General features: G+C 52.5%; 16 protein-coding genes. 6 read left to right on the top strand and 10 right to left on the bottom strand.

Going from position 1 to position 15,119, the window contains the following annotated elements:
* Positions 1–59 precede the first annotated feature (59 nt).
* Complete coding sequence (locus tag DBY66_RS04750; protein WP_108569803.1) at positions 60–1,379, top strand: D-serine ammonia-lyase; 1,320 nt, start codon at positions 60–62, stop codon at positions 1,377–1,379.
* Positions 1,380–1,423: 44 nt separating this feature from the next.
* Here the strand turns inward: DBY66_RS04750 and DBY66_RS04745 are convergent, their stop codons facing one another.
* The 3 genes from DBY66_RS04745 to DBY66_RS04735 all read right to left on the bottom strand — a co-directional run bounded on the left by DBY66_RS04745 (position 1,424) and on the right by DBY66_RS04735 (position 3,062).
* The gene (locus DBY66_RS04745) at positions 1,424–1,900 is read right to left on the bottom strand and encodes a DUF1348 family protein (RefSeq protein ID WP_108569804.1); all 477 of its coding nucleotides are present in this window, start codon (positions 1,898–1,900) and stop codon (positions 1,424–1,426) included.
* Positions 1,901–1,942: 42 nt separating this feature from the next.
* On the bottom strand, positions 1,943–2,509 hold the full coding sequence (locus DBY66_RS04740) for a TetR/AcrR family transcriptional regulator (RefSeq protein ID WP_108569805.1): 567 nt from the start codon (positions 2,507–2,509) through the stop codon (positions 1,943–1,945).
* 151 nt (positions 2,510–2,660) lie between these two features.
* Entirely contained in the window at positions 2,661–3,062 is a 402-nt protein-coding gene (locus tag DBY66_RS04735) for a RidA family protein (RefSeq protein WP_071668105.1), read from the bottom strand.
* Between the two features lie 138 nt (positions 3,063–3,200).
* Here DBY66_RS04735 and DBY66_RS04730 point away from each other — a divergent pair, with 138 nt between their 5' ends.
* A complete protein-coding gene (locus tag DBY66_RS04730; protein WP_071668104.1) occupies positions 3,201–3,803 on the top strand; it encodes a TetR/AcrR family transcriptional regulator in 603 nt (200 codons plus the stop codon).
* 62 nt (positions 3,804–3,865) lie between these two features.
* Here the strand turns inward: DBY66_RS04730 and DBY66_RS04725 are convergent, their stop codons facing one another.
* Positions 3,866–4,870 (bottom strand): ABC transporter substrate-binding protein, encoded by a 1,005-nt coding sequence (locus tag DBY66_RS04725; RefSeq protein ID WP_108569806.1) that lies wholly within the window; start codon positions 4,868–4,870, stop codon positions 3,866–3,868.
* A 438-nt stretch (positions 4,871–5,308) separates the two neighbouring features.
* Here DBY66_RS04725 and DBY66_RS04715 point away from each other — a divergent pair, with 438 nt between their 5' ends.
* Positions 5,309–6,058, top strand: coding sequence for a class I SAM-dependent methyltransferase (locus DBY66_RS04715; RefSeq protein ID WP_071668102.1), 750 nt, complete (start codon positions 5,309–5,311; stop codon positions 6,056–6,058).
* A 250-nt stretch (positions 6,059–6,308) separates the two neighbouring features.
* Here the strand turns inward: DBY66_RS04715 and DBY66_RS04710 are convergent, their stop codons facing one another.
* Positions 6,309–6,728: an ASCH domain-containing protein gene (locus DBY66_RS04710; protein WP_071668101.1), complete on the bottom strand. Its 420-nt coding sequence runs from the start codon at positions 6,726–6,728 to the stop codon at positions 6,309–6,311.
* Positions 6,729–7,006: 278 nt separating this feature from the next.
* Here DBY66_RS04710 and DBY66_RS04705 point away from each other — a divergent pair, with 278 nt between their 5' ends.
* Complete coding sequence (locus DBY66_RS04705) at positions 7,007–7,459, top strand: acyltransferase (RefSeq protein WP_071668100.1); 453 nt, start codon at positions 7,007–7,009, stop codon at positions 7,457–7,459.
* A 416-nt stretch (positions 7,460–7,875) separates the two neighbouring features.
* Here the strand turns inward: DBY66_RS04705 and DBY66_RS04700 are convergent, their stop codons facing one another.
* Positions 7,876–8,175 (bottom strand): XRE family transcriptional regulator, encoded by a 300-nt coding sequence (locus DBY66_RS04700; RefSeq protein WP_071668522.1) that lies wholly within the window; start codon positions 8,173–8,175, stop codon positions 7,876–7,878.
* 768 nt (positions 8,176–8,943) lie between these two features.
* Here DBY66_RS04700 and DBY66_RS04695 point away from each other — a divergent pair.
* Positions 8,944–9,954, top strand: coding sequence for a Gfo/Idh/MocA family oxidoreductase (locus tag DBY66_RS04695; RefSeq protein WP_108569807.1), 1,011 nt, complete (start codon positions 8,944–8,946; stop codon positions 9,952–9,954).
* A gap of 74 nt (positions 9,955–10,028) precedes the next feature.
* Here the strand turns inward: DBY66_RS04695 and DBY66_RS04690 are convergent, their stop codons facing one another.
* The 4 genes from DBY66_RS04690 to DBY66_RS04675 form a co-directional block, all read right to left on the bottom strand.
* On the bottom strand, positions 10,029–11,060 hold the full coding sequence (locus DBY66_RS04690; protein ID WP_071668519.1) for a Gfo/Idh/MocA family oxidoreductase: 1,032 nt from the start codon (positions 11,058–11,060) through the stop codon (positions 10,029–10,031).
* An 11-nt stretch (positions 11,061–11,071) separates the two neighbouring features.
* The gene (locus tag DBY66_RS04685) at positions 11,072–12,259 is read right to left on the bottom strand and encodes a Gfo/Idh/MocA family oxidoreductase (protein ID WP_071668518.1); all 1,188 of its coding nucleotides are present in this window, start codon (positions 12,257–12,259) and stop codon (positions 11,072–11,074) included.
* Entirely contained in the window at positions 12,256–13,176 is a 921-nt protein-coding gene (iolE, locus tag DBY66_RS04680; protein WP_071668517.1) for a myo-inosose-2 dehydratase, read from the bottom strand. The genes DBY66_RS04685 and iolE overlap by 4 nt, the downstream gene beginning before the upstream one ends.
* Before the next feature lie 501 nt (positions 13,177–13,677).
* A complete protein-coding gene (locus DBY66_RS04675) occupies positions 13,678–14,286 on the bottom strand; it encodes a cupin domain-containing protein (protein WP_071668516.1) in 609 nt (202 codons plus the stop codon).
* 43 nt (positions 14,287–14,329) lie between these two features.
* On the opposite strand from DBY66_RS04675, the gene DBY66_RS04670 reads away from it, so the two are divergent.
* Positions 14,330–15,025, top strand: coding sequence for a B3/4 domain-containing protein (locus DBY66_RS04670; protein ID WP_071668515.1), 696 nt, complete (start codon positions 14,330–14,332; stop codon positions 15,023–15,025).
* Positions 15,026–15,119 lie beyond the last annotated feature (94 nt).

The following is a 15,119-nucleotide window of genomic DNA, read 5'->3' as shown; positions in this document are numbered from 1 at the left end:
GCGTGCATATAAATAACGCTCTGTTTTCTTTTGATGCGTCGGGCTGAATGAGAGTAACCATGACTGATTTAACTGAAAAACTCCGATCTGTACTGGCGGTAAGCGATCTGAGGGCGCTACGTGAAACCATCTGGTTTAACGATCAGGTGACGACGGCAGAGAGGGGGCTCCTGCATACGGGACTGACGCGTGAAGAGGCTGAAGATGCCGAAGCCCGCCTGCGCCGTTTCGCTCCGCTGATCGCCGCCGCCTTTCCGGAAACGGCTGAAAGCGGCGGTATTATTGAGTCAGATATGGTACCTCTACCCGCGATGCAGGCGCGGCTGGCGCAGCGTGCGCCGCTGCCAGGCAGACTCTGGCTGAAAAAAGATAGCCATCTGCCCGTTTCAGGTTCCATCAAAGCGCGCGGCGGCATTTACGAAGTTCTCGCGCACGCAGAGAAGCTGGCGCTGGAGGCGGGGCTTATCACGCCAGCCGATGACTACAGCCAGCTGCTTTCTCCGGCGCACCGTCAGTTTTTCAGCCAGCATAAAATAGCAGTAGGTTCAACGGGCAACCTGGGCCTTTCGATCGGCATAATGAGTGCCCGCCTCGGGTTTCACGTTACCGTTCATATGTCGGCAGATGCGCGTCAGTGGAAGAAAGCGCTGCTGCGCAGGCGTGGAGCGCACGTGATTGAGTATGAGCAGGATTACGGCGTCGCCGTGGAGCAGGGCCGCAAAGCGGCGGAGTCCGATCCCGACTGCTTTTTTATTGATGATGAAAATTCACGCACGCTGTTTCTGGGCTATGCCGTTGCCGGCCTGCGCCTGCCAGAGCAGCTGAAGGAGAAAGGCATTACTGTGGATGCCTCCCATCCGCTTTTTGTGTATCTGCCCTGTGGCGTGGGTGGCGGCCCGGGAGGCGTCGCCTTTGGCCTGAAGCTGGCTTTTGGCGATAACGTTCACTGCTTTTTTGCGGAGCCAACCCATTCACCCTGTATGCTGCTGGGAATGAGCACCGGCCTGCACGATGGTATTGCGGTGCAGGATATCGGTATCGACAATAAAACCGCTGCGGATGGACTGGCGGTGGGCCGCGCCTCCGGCTTTGTCGGCCGGGCGATGGCGCAGCTGATCGACGGCTGCTATACGCTCAGCGATCGCACCCTGTTTACGCTGCTTGCCATGCTGGATGAAACGGAAGATATTCAGCTGGAACCTTCCGCGCTGGCGGGCATGCAGGGGCCGCAGCGCATCGCGGCAAGCCCCGCTTATCTGGCACAGCAGGGTATCACTCCGCAGCAGCTGCAGCAGGCCACGCAGCTTGTCTGGGCGACAGGTGGCGGCATGGTTCCTGCTGATGAAATGCAGCGCTACCTCGCTAAAGCCAGCTGCTGATAAACCCATGCAGCAGGGCAGTCACGCGAGCTGCCCTGCCGCCGTTACAACCCCAGCGCAGTCAGCCCCGGATGATCGTCCGGACGCCGTCCCAGCGGCCAGAAAAATTTGCGTTCGCTCTCTTTGATAGGCATATCGTTGATACAGGCAAAACGGCGCTTCATCAGGCCATCGCCTTCAAACTCCCAGTTTTCATTGCCGTAAGAGCGGAACCAGTTACCGGAATCATCGCGCCATTCATAGGCGTAGCGGACAGCAATGCGGTTGCCATCAAACGCCCAGAGCTCCTTGATAAGACGATACTCAAGCTCTTTTTTCCATTTACGGGCCAGAAACGCTTCAGCTTCTTCACGGTTATGAGCAAACTCGGTGCGGTTGCGCCATTGTGTGTCCGCTGAGTAAGCCAGTGCGACTTTAGCCGCATCGCGGCTGTTCCAGCCATCTTCAGCCAGGCGCACCTTTTCGACGGCCGTTTCGCGGGTGAAAGGAGGAAGCGGCGGGCGTTGGTATGAATCAGACATGGTAAAACTCCTATTAATTCAAAATTGATGAGTACGCAGGCTTCAGGAAACCTGCTCCAGCAGCATTTTCGCAATATCCCGTGCGTCGTCGGCCGCGCTCCCGCTCCCCATAACATAGGACGCGGTAATGGCACCCTCTATCAGAATCAGCAGCTGTCTGGCCAGCGCCTCGGGATGCGCAACATTCATCTCTTTGCTGAGCTCCAGGGCGTAATCCAGTAACTTCTGCTTGTGGGTTTTCGCTATCTGGCGAACGGTATCGTCAGGGTTACCTGTCTCACCGGCGGTGTTGATAAATGCGCAGCCGCGGAAACCCTCTGACTCAAACCAGCTTTTCAGCGCGGTAAACATATTCAGAATGCGATCCTGCGGCGTATTGCCCTGATCGGACGCGCTTCTGAACCACGCCATCCACTGCTCATCGCGCACGCTCAGCGCGGCTGATGCCACCTCCTCTTTACTGGCGAAGTGATGATAAATACTTTTTCTGGCGACGCCTGAGGTTCTGACCAGAAGATCCATGCCCATGGCGTGGATACCGTTCTGATAAATCAGCTGCTCAGCGCTCCTGAGAATTTTTTCCCGGGTACTGCCTGATGTGTTGTTCATGGCCTTAAGGTAGAACGATCGTTCTACCTCGTCAACGTTTTTTTAGCAGGAGGGTATCACCGGGGCGACAGACAGCTATGCAATGCTGACTGAGCGGATCAAAAAGGGAGAGCCGTAAGCTGGCTCTCCCTGATATTGCTCTGCAACGTTTTTATGCCTGAGACTCAGGAATGCGGGCGATAACCTTTATCTCAAAATCAAACCCTGCCAGCCAGTTAACGCCCACGGCGGTCCAGTTGGGGTAGGGCGGCGCCGGGAAAAGAGTCTGTTTCACCTGCATGATGGTTGAAAACTGGTTTTCCGGGTCGGTATGAAAAGTAGTCACATCAATCATATCTTTGAACGTACATCCTGCCACAGCGAGCGTGGCTCTGAGATTCTCAAAGGCAAGCTGTACCTGGGTTGCAAAGTCCGGCTCCGGGGTGCCGTCGTCGCGGCTACCCACCTGCCCGGAAACAAATAATAAATCGCCAGAGCGGATTGCTGCAGAATAACCATGCTGTTCATAAAGAGCATGGCGATGAGCAGGAAAAACGGGTGTTGGCTGGGTCACAGGGACTCCTTTGTGGGAGAACAACAGGGGATGCGCAGCATAAATAAAACAATTAATATACGCGGCGTATGTAAAATTAATCACACATACGCTGCGTATGTCAAATGGCATGCGCGGCGTTAGCAGCAGGAGAAGTATATGGTTACCAGACGCCGCACAGAAACGATGGAAGAAAACCGGAAAAAGTTGATTGCAGCTGCGCGCAAAGCGTTCGCTGAAAAGGGATTTGCAGCTGCATCAATGGACGATTTGACTGCCAGTGTCGGTCTGACGCGCGGGGCGCTTTACCATAACTTTGGGGATAAAAAAGGCTTGCTCGCCGCGGTAGTGACGCAGATCGATTCTGAAATGGCGCAACGCGCTAAACGTGAAGCGGTTTACTCCGATAACGACCAGCAAACGCTCCTGGCTGAAGGGATAGCCTATATCAGAATGGCGCTGGATGAAGAGGTCCGGCGCATTGTGCTGCTTGATGGTCCCGCTTTTCTTGGCGATCCTGCAAAATGGCCGAGTCAGAATAACTGCCTCAGTGCTACGCGTGAGAGTATTACCGATCTGATTGAACGTCGCGTAATCAAACCAGTCGATGCGGATGCGGCTGCGTGGCTGTTAAATGGCGCGGCACTGAATGCCGCGCTATGGGTCGCTGCCAGCGGTAATCCACAACAGGCATTACCAAAAGCTATTCAGGCGTTTACTCTGCTCTTCGGCGGTCTGCTGGAAAGTGTTGCGCAGCCATAACGCCGCTTTAATTGGTCTGGATACCACAGCTTATCAACGAATATTGCAAAATCCTGCCTGCCTCAACCTGGAGGCAGTGCCTGCAGAATACGCTGCGCATCCTGTTTGCTCAGCGGGTAATCGTAAAATGTCCGGTAAAATTCCTGAGTCGCGTCAACCAGATCGCGCGTTGCAAACAGCGCCGGATGCAGTTTTTTGGCAGCCCACTGGATTTGCAGTGCGACTTCAGTGCCGTAGCGATCCCAGGGAAAGACACCCGATGGATTCTGCCACACCTGCTGCTGCTTCACGGCTTTTACGCTGGCGAACAGAGATTTGTAGTCAGAGTCAGCCAGGGTTCCCGCGCCGGCACCGATAATAATCACATCCGGATCCCAGCGTATCACCTCCTCCGGTGAAACAGGGCGCATATTGCCATCCACGGAGGCGGCGACGTTCCGGCCACCCGCAAGCCTGATCCAGGTATCAATCAGGGTATTCCGGCCATCTACCTTCAGCGGATGCAGCGACTGAATATGCAGCACGCGCGGGCGTTCACTCTCCGCAAGCGCGGCCGTTTTGGTCTGAATAGCAGCGATTTGCGTATCCAGATAGCGATTATAAGCCCGGGCTCGCGCGGCCGCTGCCGGTGTGCCGACCACCTGAGCCGTGGTAGTGAGTGAGCGTTTCATCGAGTCAAAATCATCAAAATTCATTGCCAGTACGGGAATACCGGCCAGACGATAAGACTCTGCATCGGGATCGTTAGCGGGTACAAAAATCGCATCAACGTTGCGTGCCACCAGCGCTTCACTGTTAAAGGTTTTACCGTGTGCCTGGAGCGCCTGATTTAACGATGGCTGTACCTTAAACATCCACGGCCGGTCCGCCGGATGGTTTACGGTTGCCACAATCCGATCGCCGGCGCCCAGCGTCATAAGCAGAGAGTGGTGGGCAAACCAGGCATCGGCTATGTGCAGCACCGGTTGCCTCAATTCAATCTTTTTTCCGCTATCGTCAGTGACTGTCTGCGCCGACGCCAGAGCGCTTACGACCAGAAGCGGTAGTGCCCATTGCAGGCTTTTCATAGGTAAATATCCCTGTCAGAAGCTGAGTTACATGTAAACAAAGTAGCTTTCCTGCCGGTTGCAGAAGGCGCGTCGTCTGGTGAAGCATTAACGACCATCGCAGGTTGTTCATTTACGGCATATACCGGCATAGCAGACAATAACATTGCGCTGGTGAACGTTGTCTTCACCAGGATCAAACGTTTAACAAACATGAAATTTCCAACATCTGTCGAAAGGGCAGGCATCATTACTTACCGCTATATCATTGAGTATATAACGACTTATATGAGTTAATCGACTTAAATCAAAACCTGCCCGGTAACATTAAATTATATCGAATGTGATTAAACCAGCGGTGCTTTCACAGTGCTAATGATAGCTTCAGGAGTGGATCGCATTGCCTGAATCAATACTCTAAAATGTGCCCTGAACCAAATATCTACGGAGAGGATTCAGGTGAAATATTTTGATGAACTATTAATGGAAGCTATGGAGGCCGATACAGAGGGCTGGGGGTTTGACTGGCTGGACGGGAAAGCGACAGAGGAAAGGTCCTCCTGGGGTTACGCGAGGTTAATCGGAGAACGCTTAAGCCGGGTAACGTCAGCACTGGACATTGATACCGGTGGAGGAGAAGTATTAAATGAAGTTCCCGAGTTTCCTGCATATATGGCCGCAACAGAAGCGTGGCCCCCGAACCTGAAAAAAGCCCGGCAGCACCTTTCACCCCGGGGGGTAAATATTGTTGATACTTCCATCACCAAAAAGCTTCCTTTTAGCGAACAATCTTTTGACCTGGTCACATCCAGGCATCCGGTAGCACCGGACTGGCCAGAAATATATCGGGTTCTTAAACCCGGAGGAAGCTATCTGGCACAGCATGTTGGACCTGCATCTGCATTTGAATTAATCGAGTATTTTTTAGGACCACTTCCCAAAGAGAGAATGTACAGAGATCCTGGCAAAGAAAAAGAGGATGCGGAGATGGCGGGTCTGAAGGTCATTGACTTACGCACAGCACGCTGCCGGATGACGTTTTTTGATATCAGTGCCGTTGTCTGGATTTTGCGAAAATGCGTCTGGTGGGTCCCGGGCTTCTCCGTGGAGAAATACTACAAAGAATTGCAGGCGATGGACCAGAAAATGCGCCTGGGTCAGCCATTTGTTGCGTATTCCACCCGACATTTGATCGAAGCAAAACGTTAACGCTGATCGCTTTGCGGTTGACGTCTGCTTTGTGCCAGAAGCAGATCAAATGCTTCAGGGGGTGTTCATGTCAGGCATTTTCTTCATTCTTTTAACTGCCGCAGCATACACCCGATGACTTTTGCGGGTTCGTAGCCAGGATGCTATGTCTGATGTGGCAGAACTTTCCGGTCGCCCTCTTTTTGACGTCCGCTTCTCTCATCGCGGACCTCAACTCTGCGTCAGTCCGCTTTGTGTCAGGAGCGGACAGTTACAAAATCTCTGTAAGTTCAAATTCCTCGAAGACAAGCTCCATTTCTTCAGAATAAGTGCCTTCACGCTCAAAATAACGCTTATGACCTTCATTCCAGTACTCCAGACTTAAATCACCTTCACCTTCCTTACTGGCGAGTTCACTCGTCACTTCATTGAAGCGGATAACCTGCATCCTGAGCGTTCTGATCACGCACATTGGCTGCCCGGTTCCGTTGAGAATGATATTATAACTTCCTACGCAGGGAGCTTCGCCTCGTTCATGTTCATGCTGAAAAGATGCTATCGAAGAGCATGTCGCTGTTTTACTGCCACTCAAAACCAGTTGTACGAGTTCATCAGCAAGTTCCGGGCTGTCGCCAAATTGCCATGCCAGTGCACCGGGATAAATGTTTTTTAATTCTTCGAGCTTTGTCATTTTTAGCCTTTTTTAATTTAATACGCTTAAGGAAGTAACCCATTTCCGTTCAATATGAATTACCTGATTCAAATATTCATCATTGTTGCACTGCTGCGAAATCCCGCTTTTCGCTCATAGCTAACGTCGATCTGTGCGCAAGTCCGCTTCGCGCCAGAAGCGGATATTGCGATCCTCATCGTGCGCGAATGAGTAAAAGCAGGTTAACCTTGTTACCTCGTGACGATAAAATTGTGCAAGCTTTTAGCCGAACCATTTCAAGTAAGGACACAGTTTAAATGAAGGTTATTGAAAGTGGCATTCGTGACGTAAAACAAGGCGAAAATGTGAGAGTAATCACGCCGGTAAACATCTATGAGTGTGAACTGGGTGATGATGTTTTTGTAGGGCCATTTGTAGAGATACAAAAGGGATGCGTTATAGGCGACAGAACCCGAGTACAGTCACACACTTTTATCTGTGAGAACGTTACCCTGGGTAAGGATTGTTTTATAGGCCATGGCGTAACCTTTGCCAACGACTTGTTTAAGAATGGCGCTCCTGATGCTTCTGCAGAAAGCTGGATACATATCATATTAGGTAACGCGGTAACCGTGGGGAGCGGGGCAACTATCTTAACCACGGACATTTGCAGTGGTGCGGTGATTGGTGCCGGTAGCGTGGTTACAAAGCCTGTGCTGGTAAAAGGCGTGTATGCGGGTAATCCCGCCAGACTTTTGAGAAAGCTCTAATCAGATACTCTGCAAGTTGCCAGCCTGAAATCCTGGCAATCTGAAACCGTTAAAGTCCGCTTTTCGCTCATAGCGGACTATAGGCCAACTACAGGGCTGTTTGCCATCAGATCCAGCCGGAATCCTCTGGCGACGCTTGTGACGTCTGGCGGAGCTTACTGATTCTGCCGGTTAGTGCATCAGGGTTGATGACTTGGCCCTACCGGGGAGCCGGAAGGTACCATCAGGATGTTTATGCTTTTGACCATCAGAGGAAGAAAAGCGGAGGAGGAGCTGTCACACAGCAGCATTAAGTGAAGAAAGCAGACCGCGAGACAGCGCGTCGCAGAGAGGAAGCGCAAGCGAAGGAAAATAACCGGTACGTCAGTCGCATTTTTTCCGGGTAACACCGTAAACGGCCAGACTTACGGGTGCAGTTAAAGTGTGAAATCGACATGCTCGCCGCCGGGCATATTGACACCGATAGTTAGCTGGCCGCCGAGCGCTTCAACATATCGTTTGAGCGTCGCGATTTTCAGATCCTCGCCGCGCCCTTCGATAGCCGCCACGGAAGGTTGCGCGATCCCCATAGCTTCTGCCTGCTGCTTCTGCGTTTTAGCCAGCGCCTCGCGAAGTTTATACAGCTGAGAATCAAGTCGCATTTCTGCAACTTTATCATTCACCTGAGTCAGTTCCTCGGGTGTCAAATCAGCCATTAGATCATCCAGCGTTTTCATTTTCCACTCCGTTTCAGTTGGTCCAGGTGTCGGTGATAGTGGACTTTCCTGCTTCAGAAGGTTCAGCGCGGCAATTATGCCTAACTGCATTGCTCTGTCCTGCTCTTTCAGCCATTCAGCGAACAAATCCGTGGTTTCAACAATCCACACAGGCCCACCTTTATAAATTACAATCTATATAACATATATATTAGAGTCTATATTTTCAACGCTGTTCTGTATCTGTTTGGGCATGTGATGGTGGGCTTTACTGCTGGCGGGTTCTGTTACAAATTCTGGACAGACCGGAGCCGCCTCACTACTCGGGCCTTTAGTGTAAACCTGCAGCGTCATTACCGGCCCAGCCCTCAGCGGCTAAATCTTTCTATGGTCTGAACGCGCTGCTGCTGGCCCGCTACAGGGGTTGATCTAAAGTGCGCCATCTGGGCCGGCAAAACCGGAAAATCGGGAGCCTTAGAATTTTGATGCTAATGTCCGCTTAGTGCCAGAAGTTAATATTTACCGCAGAGCAGTAAACACCGCAAACTGCCTGCATAATAATAAGCCATCAGACGCTAATAAAAATGCTCCTGCATATAGAGCATAAAGGTCACTTTGCTGCTGGTATATTCCTCAGGTGTTTCACCACGTTCATCTCAAGAGTCAGTGTTTTCATCAGGGTTCCTGCTGAGGTATTTCCCTCAAAACATGCATTTCTCAGGATAGGCGGGCAGGCTAAGTTGGCAACGTCTTTATCGCTGAACGTAGACCTTCAGACAGGAAATCACCATGACGCAGAAAAAACGCTTTGCCCTGATTGGCTGTGGTTTTATCGGACAGGTACATGCTGCAAATCTCGCGGCTCATCCGGAGGTTGAGCTTGCGATGCTGGCCGACATTGATACGGAGCGTGCCGCCGCACTGGCCGGGCAGATGAAGTGCATGGCGGGCAAAGTCAGCGCCGCCATCAACAGTGACAATATAGATGCCGTGCTGATTGCCAGCGCAACGCCGTCACACGCTGAACTGCTTGAAGCGGCTGCGCGGGCAGGTAAGGCCGTCTATTGTGAAAAGCCGATCGATTTGTCGCTGGCAAGAGCGATCCGCGTTGCTGAAAACGTGCTGCCTCTGAAGACAAAAATCACGATAGGCTTCAATCGCCGTTTTGACAGCAGCCATCAGCAGTTAAAGCGTCAGCTGGAACAGGGAACTGTCGGACGTCCTGAGTTAATTCAGATGGTCTGTCGTGCGTCAGAGCTTCCGCCGCTCAGTTATCCCAGGTCATCCGGCGGCCAGATGCGTGACCAGGCAATCCATTTTTTCGATCTGCTGCGCTGGCTGACAGCCGATGACGTTATTTCAGTAGGTGCGATGGGTGCAGCACTGGCCATGCCGACCATTAGCGAGTTTGACGATGTAGATACGTCGGTGCTGATTATGCAGATGCAGCAGGGATCATTTGCGCAGCTCGATAATACGCGTCGCACGGGCTACGGTTATGACGAAAGGATCAGCGTTATGGGTGCAAAAGGACTGGCAGAGTCAGGTTCGCAGAGCCCGCCGGGTATGACGCTTTTCCAGGGAAAGGCGATTATCAGGCAGGGACTTTATGCAGACTGGTTCAGTCGTGTGCAGGGCACCTATTATCAGCATCTTGACGCTTTTGTCCGCTATCTGAACGGGGAAGAGGTGACTGATTTACCAGGGCTGCTGGATGGGATCCGGGCGCAGGCGATCGCAGAAGCCGCGACGAAATCTCTGGCAACCGGGATGTTCTGCCCGGTCGATAACGTATTCTGACAACGGTCCGGGGCCAGTCCCGTGAGGATATGGCCCCGTAAGCTAAGGATACTCAGGTCCTTCTTTCACAAATATTAACGCTCTTCGTTGAAAACGATACCCAGCTGCTCCCTTACCGTATCCATCGCGGTCAGAGTCATAAGTACGGCGGACAAAGGGCGGACAGGGGAGTCGTTTAATCCCTGTCCCACGCACCATGCAAAATGTCGGATCTCATGATAGAGCTGCGTGTAGCGGTTGGCGGGTTCCTCCCAGCACAGCGTATGACCGCCCTGGCTCGAGGTCAGTACAAAGCCGCCGGGCGCATAAAACTGTCCCGCCAGAACCAGAGTGGCATCGCGGCCGGCAATCACCGCACTGCCGGGGGTATTACTGAACAGAGTCGTGTTCAGTACCGAATGCATGCCGCTGGCATGTTCGAACAACATAGAAGCCTGTCCGTTAACATTTTCTGTTGCCGGCTGTCCGCTGGACTGAATGCGCACAGGTGCACCTGCCACCATCACGCTCAGCGAAACCAGATAGCTGCCCAGATCCAGCATCGGACCGCCGGCCAGATCGGCATTGAAGATGCGGTGATCCTGCGTAAAAAACTCACCGTGATCGGCAGTCAGGGTATGAAGATCGCCCAGAATGCCGTCGGTTAAAAGCTGACGCAGCACATCATATTTTGGCGCGAAATCGCACCACATACCCTCCATACACAGCAGGCCTTTTTGACGGGCGCGCGTCTGCAGGGCTTCTGCTTCCCTGACATTCAGCGCCAGGGGTTTCTCAATCAGCACATGTTTGCCTGCATTAAGTGCTTTCATGCCATCCGGATAGTGATGGTTATGTGGGGTGGCGATATAGATGGCGTCCAGATCATTCATTGCCAGCATTTCATCTGCACTGCTGAAGGCCGCCGGAATGGCCCAGCGATCGGCGAATGCCTGTGCTTTAGCTCTGTTTCTTGCTGCTACAGCAACCAGCTGCTGTCCGGTGTGCTCCTTCAGCGCGCGGGCAAAGTGTTCAGCGATCCAGCCAGGGCCAATGATGCCCCAGCGCAATACGGGTATCGACTTTTCAGAGGGCAGTCGCGGAGCGGGCAGGGAAGAGGGAAACATAATGATTCCTTTTAAGTACGGTCCTGGCGGTTGCCTGCTACAGCAACCCACTGACGGGATAGGATAGATTGCTCAATGGCGGTCAGAACCTGTTGATTCTGCAGGCCAAATGCAAAGTTCGGGTAACAGTCGCCGTCGCCGCAGATCCCCTGCACCAGGTCATGAATCTCAATCACTTTGACATCAAAATAGCCGAGCCCGCCGCCGCCAAAATCGAATCCGAAAAAGCCTGAATAGGCCGGGATCTGGCTGCCGGCATAGAGGGTCTTAAAGCCCCTGTCATTTTTGTCATCGCTGAAGCGATAAACCTGCAGCTCATTGAAACGTTCGCCATCCATATAAAGGGTGCCCTCTGTACCTGAGACTTCCCAGAACACCCCAAAAATGCGACCGGCAGCGAGGCGTGAAGCTTCGATCACGCCGCTGGCCCCGCTTTCAAAGCTGACGAGGCACTGAACCTGGTCGTCATTTTCCACCTCACGCCATTCTGCCTGCTCATCGATGCGACTGGCATAACCGGCGTCCACCTGCGGAACCGGGCGCTGCCGCAGCCAGGTCTGGGCGCTGGCCGTTACCTCGCTGATCTCACCCATGAGAAACTGCGCGACGGAAAGGGTATGGGCCCCCAGATCGCCCAGGGATCCGCTGCCGCCCAGCTTTTTAGAGCAGCGCCAGGACCAGGGCAGTTCCGGGTCATTATAAAAACCCTGATCAAAGGTGCCACGAAAGCGGATTGGCGTGCCGATATCGCCGCGCTCAATAATCTGTTTTGCCAGCAGCGCCGCAGGCGTTTTGATATTATTGAAAGCCACCATCGTTTTGACGCCCGCCTGTTCTGCTGCCAGAGTCATCTGCAGCGCCTCTTCCGTGCTGACGGCCAGTGGTTTTTCACAGTAAACGTGCTTACCTGCCGCAATCGCGGCCAGCGCCATCTCATAGTGCAGATGATTGGGGGAGGTGATATCGACCACGTCAACCTGCGGATCGTTAATCAGATCGTGCCAGTCTCCGTAAGCCTTATCAGCCCCAAAGCGCACCGCATTCGCATCGGCTAAAGTCTGGTTTTGATCGGCCAGTGCATAGAGATGAGGGCGCTTTGGCAGGCCGGGATAGATCATTGCCGCACGGCGGTAAGCATCAGCATGCGCCTGCCCCATGAAGCCCGAGCCGATTAAGCCAATGTTGAGTTTGTCTTTCATTGAGCAACTTCCTCTGTTGAGAGGGACTGTGAAAAAGTGCTTTTTACCCAGTGAAACGCCCGGGAAACGGCAGCAAACGGCTCTTCTTTTTGCGGGTCCTGTTCGGCTTCTACTATCAGCCAGCCCTGATAATCTGAGCGCGCAATAAAATCAGTCAGCGGAGAATAATCAATGCATCCCTCGCCCGGCACCGTGAAGAGTCCCGCGCGTACTGCATCATTAAAGCTGAGGTCGTTTTCCCGGACGCGATGTAGCACCTCAGCGCGGACATCCTTCAGGTGGATATGCACGATACGATGACCAAACTTTTCTGTTATCTGAGCCAGGTCAACACCCGCGGCAAAAGCGTGCCCGGAGTCCAGAACCAGTCCGACACTCTCAGCGGTTTTAGTCAGAAACTCTTCCAGTTCATGGTGTTGCTCAACCAGCATCATCAGATGATGATGGTAGGCAAGTTTCAGGCCAAATCTCCCCATCAGAATATCGGCAAACTCGCTGACTTTGCCGGCATATTCATCAGCATCCAGGCTGCACAGGGCCGGAGAAAGAGAAAGAGGCTCGTCCAGCGGATAGCTGCCAGGCATACAGCCGCATTCGCCGTAAACCATAACGTCTGCTCCTGATGCTTTGAGAAGCCCGGCGTGTGGTTCCACGGCCGCGATTTCATCAGCAACGCTGCGTTCGGCAAGGAAACCGCTGTACCAGCCCGAAGCGAGCTGAAGCCCCGCTTCATGCAATAGTGGGGCTAATTCGGTGTGGGTTCGGGGAAATTTTCTGCCCAGCTCAATCCCCTGATAACCGGCAGAGGCAGCCTGTGTCAGGCAGGTTTCAAGTGAAATAGTGTCGCCCAGATCGGGCAGAACGTCGTTGGTCCAGCTTAACGGGCTTACACCTAATCGAATACGTGAACTCATCAGGACACACCTCCTTACAGGTCAGTCTGTAAGCACTATAAGGAAGGCGTAAGCAGAACCGATATCGGTTCAATGAGGTAAAACCCTCAACTGAAGAAAATAGTGAATCTCTCTGTTTCAGCGTGTTATTGCCAGGATTAACTTTATAAATAACCCATTCTGCGGGTTAATTTTCAGACTGACAGATCCGGCACATTAAACGCTCCAGAGATGACAGGCGATGCACAAGAATTGTTCGGAAGCTGGCCGCAATAACGGTTAATGGCGCGCGCATGATCCGGAATATGCCTTTCATTGACCCTGCTCCATCAACTCCAGCATCTGTCTATCGGGGCTTTGTAGATATATTACTCTGAGTCCAGAAGAACAGGGACTCTTCAATGTTTCTGACTGAAAAACCGACGTGATCCGCTCTTTTAAACATGAAGTTACCTGCTGGGTTTTAGAAAATAAGCACTAAACTATCTGAAATCTCACTTTGGAACTTCACGACAAAAGCGTACATCATCTGGCAGACTGCTTTTCGTGTACAGTCATGATAAAAACCAGGGGATCTTCCTCCCGGTTTTCATAAAAATGAGGAACATCTGTTCTGGCAGTCGCCGAACAACCGGCTCTTAAAAGATATTGATGGTCCTGTACCCCAAGCGTGAGTGAACCCGCCTGAACATAAAAAAGTTCAAGCGTTCCTGCTGTATGGCCGGGGGAGTCAAACCTTTCACCCGGTTGCATTTCCCACATCCAGAGTTCTGTCATATCAGGGCCGCCAGATCCAGCGAGCAATTTTGCACTGCCGCCTTTTTCTCCTTTCCACAGTTCCGGTATTTCATCTGATGAAATCAGGCGGACTGCCGGTTTTGAGCTGACATCCACAAAGTCAGCCACTGCAACGCCCATCGCGGCAGCCAGCCGGCATAGCAGGGCGATACTGGGATTCGCTCTGCATCCCTCTATCTCAACCAGCGTTCCCTTGCTCACGCCGGCCCGGCGGGAGAGTTCATCAAGAGACATTTTTTTTTGCTGACGATACACCTTAATCCGCTGAGATACGGCTTCATTAACATTGTCGGCGATAGCATTAGCGTCGGTCAGTAAATTGACTTTTTCGGTCATCGGTCATTATCATGATGTAAATTGGTCATTAAAGGATTATCTCGTGTTAAAAGTATCTCCGTCAATTGCTCCCGATATTTATCGCATTGCACCTGGATTTCGGGCATTGAGTATCGTCGTGCAAGCCGCACCGGTGATAAATCCTGGTGCAGGAGAAGCTGCGCTACAGGATGCATGTAAAGCAGTTCTGGCGGGTCAGCCAGAATGGGCGGAATCTCATCTGGCCGCCTGGGGGGAAGTTTTCCAGAAATTTGGCGCTAAGCCCAAGCGTACGCCGTGTTCAGCTGATGCCTTGCGTAAGCGCGTATTGCGCGACGGTACAATGCCGGCGCTCGACCCCATTGTTGATCTCTATAATGCTGTCAGTCTTCGTTATGCTGTGCCGGTGGGTGGCGAAAATATCTCTGCCTATCAGGGAGCACCATGCCTGACTGTGGCAAAAGGAACAGAACCTTTTGATACGCTTAAAGAAGGCGAGACCACCATTGAATATCCTTCGCAGGGTGAGGTGATATGGTGTGATGAGGCCGGTGTGACTTGCCGACGCTGGAACTGGCGCCAGGGGATCAGAACTCGCCTGGGTGTCGAAGCACAGCAGATGTGGTTCATCCTTGAGAGTCTTCCCCAGATGCCGCTGGAGATGCTTCACGAAGCCGGGAAGATGCTGACAGACGGCCTGAAAAAAATGATGCCCGGTGTAGAGTTCGAGGCCTCTCTCATCCAAGAAGTACATCAGTAACACCCTTCAGGAGAGGCATGTATGTTTACCGGCCTGACGGCGTTTTCATTAACCCCGTCTACCGCCAGCAACGTGGATGAAAAGAGGGCAGGCG

This window comes from Pantoea sp. RIT413 (genome assembly GCF_003057675.2).
Taxonomy (GTDB): Bacteria; Pseudomonadota; Gammaproteobacteria; order Enterobacterales; family Enterobacteriaceae; genus Pantoea; species Pantoea eucrina.
This window is presented reverse-complemented; position numbering and strand designations above follow the sequence as displayed.